This is a genomic window from Nostoc sp. 2RC (assembly GCF_014222165.1).
Taxonomy (GTDB): Bacteria; Cyanobacteriota; Cyanobacteriia; order Cyanobacteriales; family Nostocaceae; genus Nostoc; species Nostoc linckia.
This window is the reverse complement of record NZ_JACKZU010000430.1, coordinates 1-6,492: the sequence shown is the minus strand read 5'-3', so window position 1 is coordinate 6,492 and position 6,492 is coordinate 1. Positions and strand designations below refer to the sequence as shown.

General features: G+C 35.2%; 5 protein-coding genes and 1 pseudogene. All 6 read left to right on the top strand.

All coding sequences use genetic code 11. From position 1 onward, the window contains the following. Positions 1–406: 406 nt before the first annotated feature. The gene (locus GNE10_RS30555) at positions 407–2,050 is read left to right on the top strand and encodes a DUF4091 domain-containing protein (protein ID WP_185569571.1); all 1,644 of its coding nucleotides are present in this window, start codon (positions 407–409) and stop codon (positions 2,048–2,050) included. A gap of 175 nt (positions 2,051–2,225) precedes the next feature. Next, entirely contained in the window at positions 2,226–2,831 is a 606-nt protein-coding gene (locus GNE10_RS30550; RefSeq protein WP_185569569.1) for a hypothetical protein, read from the top strand. A 107-nt stretch (positions 2,832–2,938) separates the two neighbouring features. Beyond that, positions 2,939–4,726 carry an OmpA family protein gene (locus GNE10_RS30545; RefSeq protein WP_185569567.1) on the top strand — a complete coding sequence of 596 codons (1,788 nt, stop codon included), beginning with the start codon at positions 2,939–2,941 and terminating at the stop codon, positions 4,724–4,726. Positions 4,727–4,768: 42 nt separating this feature from the next. Further along, on the top strand, positions 4,769–5,245 hold the full coding sequence (locus tag GNE10_RS30540) for a Rab family GTPase (protein WP_242062286.1): 477 nt from the start codon (positions 4,769–4,771) through the stop codon (positions 5,243–5,245). Next, positions 5,246–5,635, top strand: coding sequence for a hypothetical protein (locus tag GNE10_RS30535; RefSeq protein ID WP_185569562.1), 390 nt, complete (start codon positions 5,246–5,248; stop codon positions 5,633–5,635). A gap of 240 nt (positions 5,636–5,875) precedes the next feature. Next, positions 5,876–6,492, top strand: a pseudogene (locus tag GNE10_RS30530) (sensor histidine kinase); the annotation flags it as partial.

The following is a 6,492-nucleotide window of genomic DNA, read 5'->3' as shown; positions in this document are numbered from 1 at the left end:
GGCAAAAATTAAAAAAATACATAACTTAAATTGATATATTATCTATAAATTTTTGGCGTTAAGAAACCTCGCAGCTTTACATAAACTTTATAGTGATGTCAAATTGGAAAATAGGCGATCGCACATCTTAAAAAACGTCTAGATACTTCACAGCAAATAAAAGCGTACTTGTGCAACAAGTATAGCTAATCATAAGTTTTTGCGTAAGTCCTATTTTTTTTATTTTATTTTTAAAGTTTCTGTCATCTGCTTTGAAGAAATTAAAACTTTTGATTTTCAAAATTTGGTTGCACAAGTCTTAGAGAAAACACCATGAAATGGTAAATTAATATTTCAGGCATTTACTAATCTCCAAGTATAAAATTTATCTCTCTCTTCAAGAATATTTGCATCAGGAGAATTTGAAGTGTCTTTTTTAAAAAAAAAGCTCAGATTTGCCAACAAACTCAAACTTATCTTCGGGATATTGGGGGTAGTATTTAGTTTATTTGCTTGTTTAAATATTGGGTTATTAGCTAATAACTCATCCTTAGGCGATCGCTTTGTTGTCTGGGTAGTTCCGAATCTGCAAAGAATCAAGCAAAAAGAACCAGCAGGAGCTAAAACCGAAATTGATTTGTATGCGGCGCGGGGAGAATACGAACCTTTTCAAATAGGAATTCACGCACCCAATAATGGTTTGACAAATGTAAATGTCGTGGTTTCGGATTTGTCTGCTGCTAATAATCGAGTAATTCCCAACTCAAATATTACACTCTACCGCGAACATTACGTCCGCGTTACTCATGCCAGTCCTAACAAAAAAGGCAGTACCAATCCATCTTTAGGTACTGGATGGTATGCTGATGGATTAATTCCATTTATTAATCCCGAAAACAAAAAAGATATTACAGGTGCAGAATTAGACGCTGTTCCATTCAACTTAAAAGCTGGATATAACCAACCGATTTGGGTAGACATTTTTGTCCCGCGCAACACTCAAGCTGGAAACTATGAAGGTACTTTTACTGTTAGTAGCGACCAAGGAAAGATGGCAGGTAAAATTCACCTGAAAGTTTGGAATTTTGAGCTACCCATCAAACCATCGCTGAATTCTGAGTTCACATTTTATGAACATGAAGATAAAAGCGAAATGATCGAACTTCTCAAACATAAATTAATGCCAGATGCTCATTTTAATCCAGCATACGAACCAGAGTTAATCAAGCAATGGGGACTGCGTTCCCGGAGTCTTCCTTTTTGGAGTGGGGCTAATGTCAGTACTTGCAAAATGGCTCCAGCACCTCCTCTTCAAAAGATTAAAACCACTGCTGCTAAACATCAATCAGGTTTATTTCTCTATGCTAGATATGCTGATGAAATTGATAACTGCTCAAATTTAATTGAACCAGTAAAGGAATGGGCGCGAAATTTTCATCAAGCTGGAATTGCAACTGCTTTAGCAATGACTCCTACACCTGCGCTTTATGATGATGGTTCTGGAACTGGACGTACAGCCGTAGATATATGGATAGTATTGCCAGAAGTCTATGATGAAGCTCCTGAGCGAATTACTGAAGTTTTACAAAAAGGAGATAAAGTTTGGTCTTACAATGCTTTAGTGCAAGACGGATACTCTCCCAAATGGCAGATAGATTTTGAACCAATAAACTACCGAATTCATCCGGGTTTTATTAGCCAAAGCCTTGGATTAACAGGGATTTTATACTGGCGAGTTGACCTATGGACAAAAGACCCTTGGAAAGACGTTCAAACATACTTCCAGAAGAAATACAAACACTATTTTCCTGGTGAAGGAATGTTGTTTTATCCAGGTAAACAAGTAGGTATCAAAGGAGTTGTTCCTTCCATGAGGCTGAAGTGGCTTAGAGAAGGCGTAGAAGATTACGAGTATCTGGAAATACTTAAAAATCGCCATCGCCAACAGTGGGCGCTTTCATTAGTTCGGACTGTAGGACTTGACTGGAAGCACTGGACGCGGGATACAACTAAGGTGGAATCAGTCCGGCGACAGTTGGGCGAGGAAATACATAGACTTTCTTCTCAATAAGATCTTGAGAAATTCATAATTACTTTGACTAAAATTTAGATATTTTTTAATATATCCAAGTGGATATATTTTTTTCATGTATAAATATCCTTTATACTTAGTTATTGTCTACACTATAAATATAGTATGACAATTAACAACCACAGCCGTATTTTTTTCAACAGGAATTAAAAATATGAATCCACCAGAAGAATACATCAATCATAATTCATTTCAAGTAGAACAAGAAGAAGTTAATGCAGCAAATAACGAGTTGCAATTTAGCAATGGCATTAGCGAAACTAGGAGTTTGGATAAAGTTAGAGAAATTCTGATTGGCAATCAAATTCGAGATATTGAAAAAAGATTTACCCGTCTAGAAGAACGCCTACTACAAGAATTCAATAACGTGCGGAATGAAAATAAAAAACGTTTAGATGCTTTAGAAAATTATGTCAAACAAGAAGTTGATTCTTTAACACAGCGTCTCCAAAACGAACAAAAAGAACGCGATAATAAAGTGAAAAGCGTTGCTGAAGAAAATAAAAATATAAGTATAGCTCTAGAACAGAAGTTGACTCAATTTGACGAACAAAGTACTAAGAATCAACGAGAGTTACACGAGCAGATTTTCAACCAATCTAAAAGTTTACAAGATGATATTCAAAAAAAATCTCAGGAAATTTTAGCTTTATTAGAACGGGAAGTACAACATCTTCGTAGAGACAAAACAGACCGTTCGCATCTAGCCGCTATGTTTACAGAATTAGTTGTCCATTTGAAAGCAGATAACAAATCTTAAATTCCAAAAATAGAAAGCGCAAAGTTGATTGTTTGACTATCAGCACAGTTGTCGTATTAACAACAAAATGTTACGTCATAATAATTGGGGATTGGGGGATTTTGGTAATGAGTGACTCTTCGATAAATCAAATACCAAAAGTATCTCCTGGTGGTTTGACAAGCAAAAGCCAAGCCTCTGAAATTAAGGATGAATTAACTACACTTCGTAGTTTGCTGCTAGATATCGAGCCGACGAAACTTGAAAGACTTTATCAGCGACTAGAAAACCCTGAAATTCAACCAGAAGATATTAGCAAAATGCTTCCAGAAGCTGTGATTCTACGCGCAAAGCAAGATAAACAACTAGGGGAAGTAATGGTATCAACTGTTGAAGAAGCCATTGAAGTTTCTGTGAAACAAGACCATAATGTGCTTGCAGATGCATTATTTCCAGTCATTGGCCCAGCCACTCGGAAGGCGATTTCTACAGCTTTGGAAGAAATGATTCAATCTTTGAATCAAACCTTAGAACATAGCTTGTCTCCACAAAGTTTTCAGTGGAGATGGGAAGCACAACGCACAGGGAAATCATTTGCAGAAATTGTGCTGCTACGGACGCTAGTTTACCGAGTAGAACAAATATTTCTGATTCATAAAGAATCTGGATTATTACTGCAACATTTAGTAACAAAGCACGTTCCGATTCAAGATCCAGATTTAGTAGCTGCCATGTTGACAGCTATCCAGGATTTTATCAAAGATTCCTTCAACGTCCAAAAAGGAGATGGAATAAAAAGTTTACGTTTTGGAGAAGTCATAATTTGGATTGAAGAGGGGCCGCAAGCATTAATAGCAGCTATAATTCGGGGAAATCCTCCGCAAGAATTTAGGTTAGTTTTACAAGAAGCAATTGAAAAAATTCACCTAAAGTTTAGTCAAGAAATTAAACATTTTGCGGGAGATACAGAACTATTCGATGTTAGTAAGCTCGATTTAGAAGATTGCTTAGTAGTTAAGTATAAATCTGCTACTAAAAAAAATTATACCTATGCTTGGATTCTTTTAGGTGTAATGGCGATCGCTTTTGGAACTTGGGGCTTTTTTAGTATTAGAGAAAAACTCCGTTGGCGATCCTATCTGCAAAAACTCAACTCTCAGCCAGGAATAGTAGTGATTAGCTCCCACCAAAGTTTTGGCAAATACTTTATCAGGGGAATGCGCGATCCTCTAGCAGTAGATCCCAATACACTCATACAACAAACAAATCTCAACCCCAAAAAAGTAATTAGTCAATGGCAACCTTACTTGTCTTTGGAAGCACAATTTACTACCAAAAGAGTTCAAAAATTGTTAAATCCACCCCCAACTGTATCACTACAAGTGGATAAAAGCGGTATTATCAACGCCACAGGTTATGCATCCCGGCAATGGATTTTACAAGCACGTCAATTATGGCATTTTATTCCTGGCATCACTCAATTTCAAGATAAAAATCTACTAGCAATAGAACTCAGCCAATTGGAGGAGTATAAACAACAAATAGAAGAAAAAATATTCTTTTTTGTAGAAGGTTCAATTGAATTTAGCCCTGGTGAAATTACTAAGTTACCAAATTTAACTCTTTCAATACGCAATTTTTTGAATATTGCTCAATATTTAGATAAAAACGTGCAAATTCAGATTATTGGACATACAAATAATACAGGAACAGAACAAACCAATATGCTCCTCAGTCAAGCTCGTGCTGAGAAAATTTTATCTTATTTGAAATCCCAAGGAATCAATACAAAACAACTTCAAGCCATAGGTGTTGGTTCTCAGCAACCTTTGGAACTAAAAATCAAACCAGAATCTCAAAATGTTAATAGCCGTCGAGTATCTTTTAAAGTATTTCTAGCTAAACAATCGAATTAAAAGTATATAAATTTATTTATGGTTATTCAGAAAAAAATTTGTATGATAGGTGCATTTGCTACAGGTAAAACTAGTTTAGTATCTCAGTTCGTTCACAGTATTTTTTCTGATAAATACCATACTACCGTAGGTGTAAAAATTGACAAAAAAACCATAGATATTGAAGAAAATAAGATCAATCTGATTCTTTGGGATCTCTACGGAGAAGATGAATTTCAAAAAGTACGAATGTCCTACTTACGCGGTTGTGCTGGTTATTTATTAGTGGTTGATGGGACGAGGCGTAATACTCTAGAAATAGCTTTCCATCTCCAAACAAGAGTGGAAGATGCCATTGGTAAGGTTCCATTTATTTTGGTGATGAACAAGTACGATATTACAGATGAATGGGAAATTGAACCTATTGAACTAGATCGAGTGATAGAAAAGGGTTGGACTGTGATTAAAACCAGTGCTAAAAATGGACTAGGTGTAGAAGAAGTTTTTCAAACTCTTGCTAGAAAAATCTTGGATTGCTAAATGCTAGATTTCCCTAATCCTGTAATTACCTATCTTCTCAATTTTTTTACAGCAGAGCGTTCCCTTGCGTATCTGTTGGTGAACAAAGATGGTAGCCTATTGGATTGGGGAGGCAAGTTAGCAAAATATGGCATTACTAACCTCACTAAAGGAGAAAATATCACAGAGCAAGTTTATTTTCTAGAGGGTTTACTACCACTGAATGAAACTTCTTTATTTTTACCGTTTCTGAAAACAGAGTATGGGAGTTGTGCAGATGTTCATATGTTTTCTACACAAGAAGGCGATTGGGTATTATTGTTAGATAGTAGCTGTGATGAAAATCAACTTTTCGCTACTCAACAAAAAGGCAATGAGTATAATCTTTTGCAAGAAAAATTAAATAAATAGTTATCCAAGAAAGGCAGAGGGCAGGAGGCTCAGTTGGCAGAAGAGAATTCTGACTCCTTACCTCTGCCGTGAACGTTCGCGTAGCGTCTCGTAGAGAAGGGAACAAGGGTTTAAAACCCCTACCACATTAAAATGGTGGCTTGAATTTCGGAGGTGTTTGAATCCCCTTTTTAATAAAACCTTCTACCCTCTGCCCTCAGCATCGCTGCCTTTTCAAATTAATCATTCAAAATTTAAACCATGAATACATCGATTACAAATGATGTCCTGGCTGCTTTAAAGATTTTAACTCTAGAGTATATTAATCCAGGTTTATTTAAAATTATTGGTAATATACCTGATTGGTTAAATCAATTTTATCATCAGAAATTAACCTCAGGGATGAATATATCAGTACCAGAAGAAAAATTTTGTTTTTTAAAAAACTTTTTAATTGATGCTGAAGAATTTTGGCTGAATGATAGCATTAAAAAAATCAGTTCGGGTTTATGGACTGAAGTAGATACAAATGGACAAGAATATCAATTTGAAGCCTATGCACTTTTTGTCAATCATAAAAAAATTTTATTAATAGAGCTTTTAGAAGAGACTTATCAAGATAAGCAATATCTTATCCAAAAAGGTAGAGAATATGAGTTAATTTATTATCAATTACTCAAAGATAATCAAAAAAAAGATATATTACTTCATTGTATCATGCATGATATTGCAGGACAATTAAGTGCGATAAATGGTTGTTTATCATTACTAGAATATGAAAATTTAACACTTAAAGGAAAAGAATATTTAGAAGTAGGGAGACAGCAATGTTTGAAACAACAAAGTCTAATTCAAGATATTTTAGATATTTTTTCTAC

Excerpts from the sequence above, each read along its gene's own strand:
- GNE10_RS30550 (WP_185569569.1), top strand. The coding sequence starts at position 2,226 with ATGAATCCACCAGAAGAATACATCAATCATAATTCATTTCAAGTAGAA.
- GNE10_RS30535 (WP_185569562.1), top strand. The coding sequence starts at position 5,246 with ATGCTAGATTTCCCTAATCCTGTAATTACCTATCTTCTCAATTTTTTT.
- GNE10_RS30540 (WP_242062286.1), top strand. The coding sequence starts at position 4,769 with ATGATAGGTGCATTTGCTACAGGTAAAACTAGTTTAGTATCTCAGTTC.
- GNE10_RS30545 (WP_185569567.1), top strand. The coding sequence starts at position 2,939 with ATGAGTGACTCTTCGATAAATCAAATACCAAAAGTATCTCCTGGTGGT.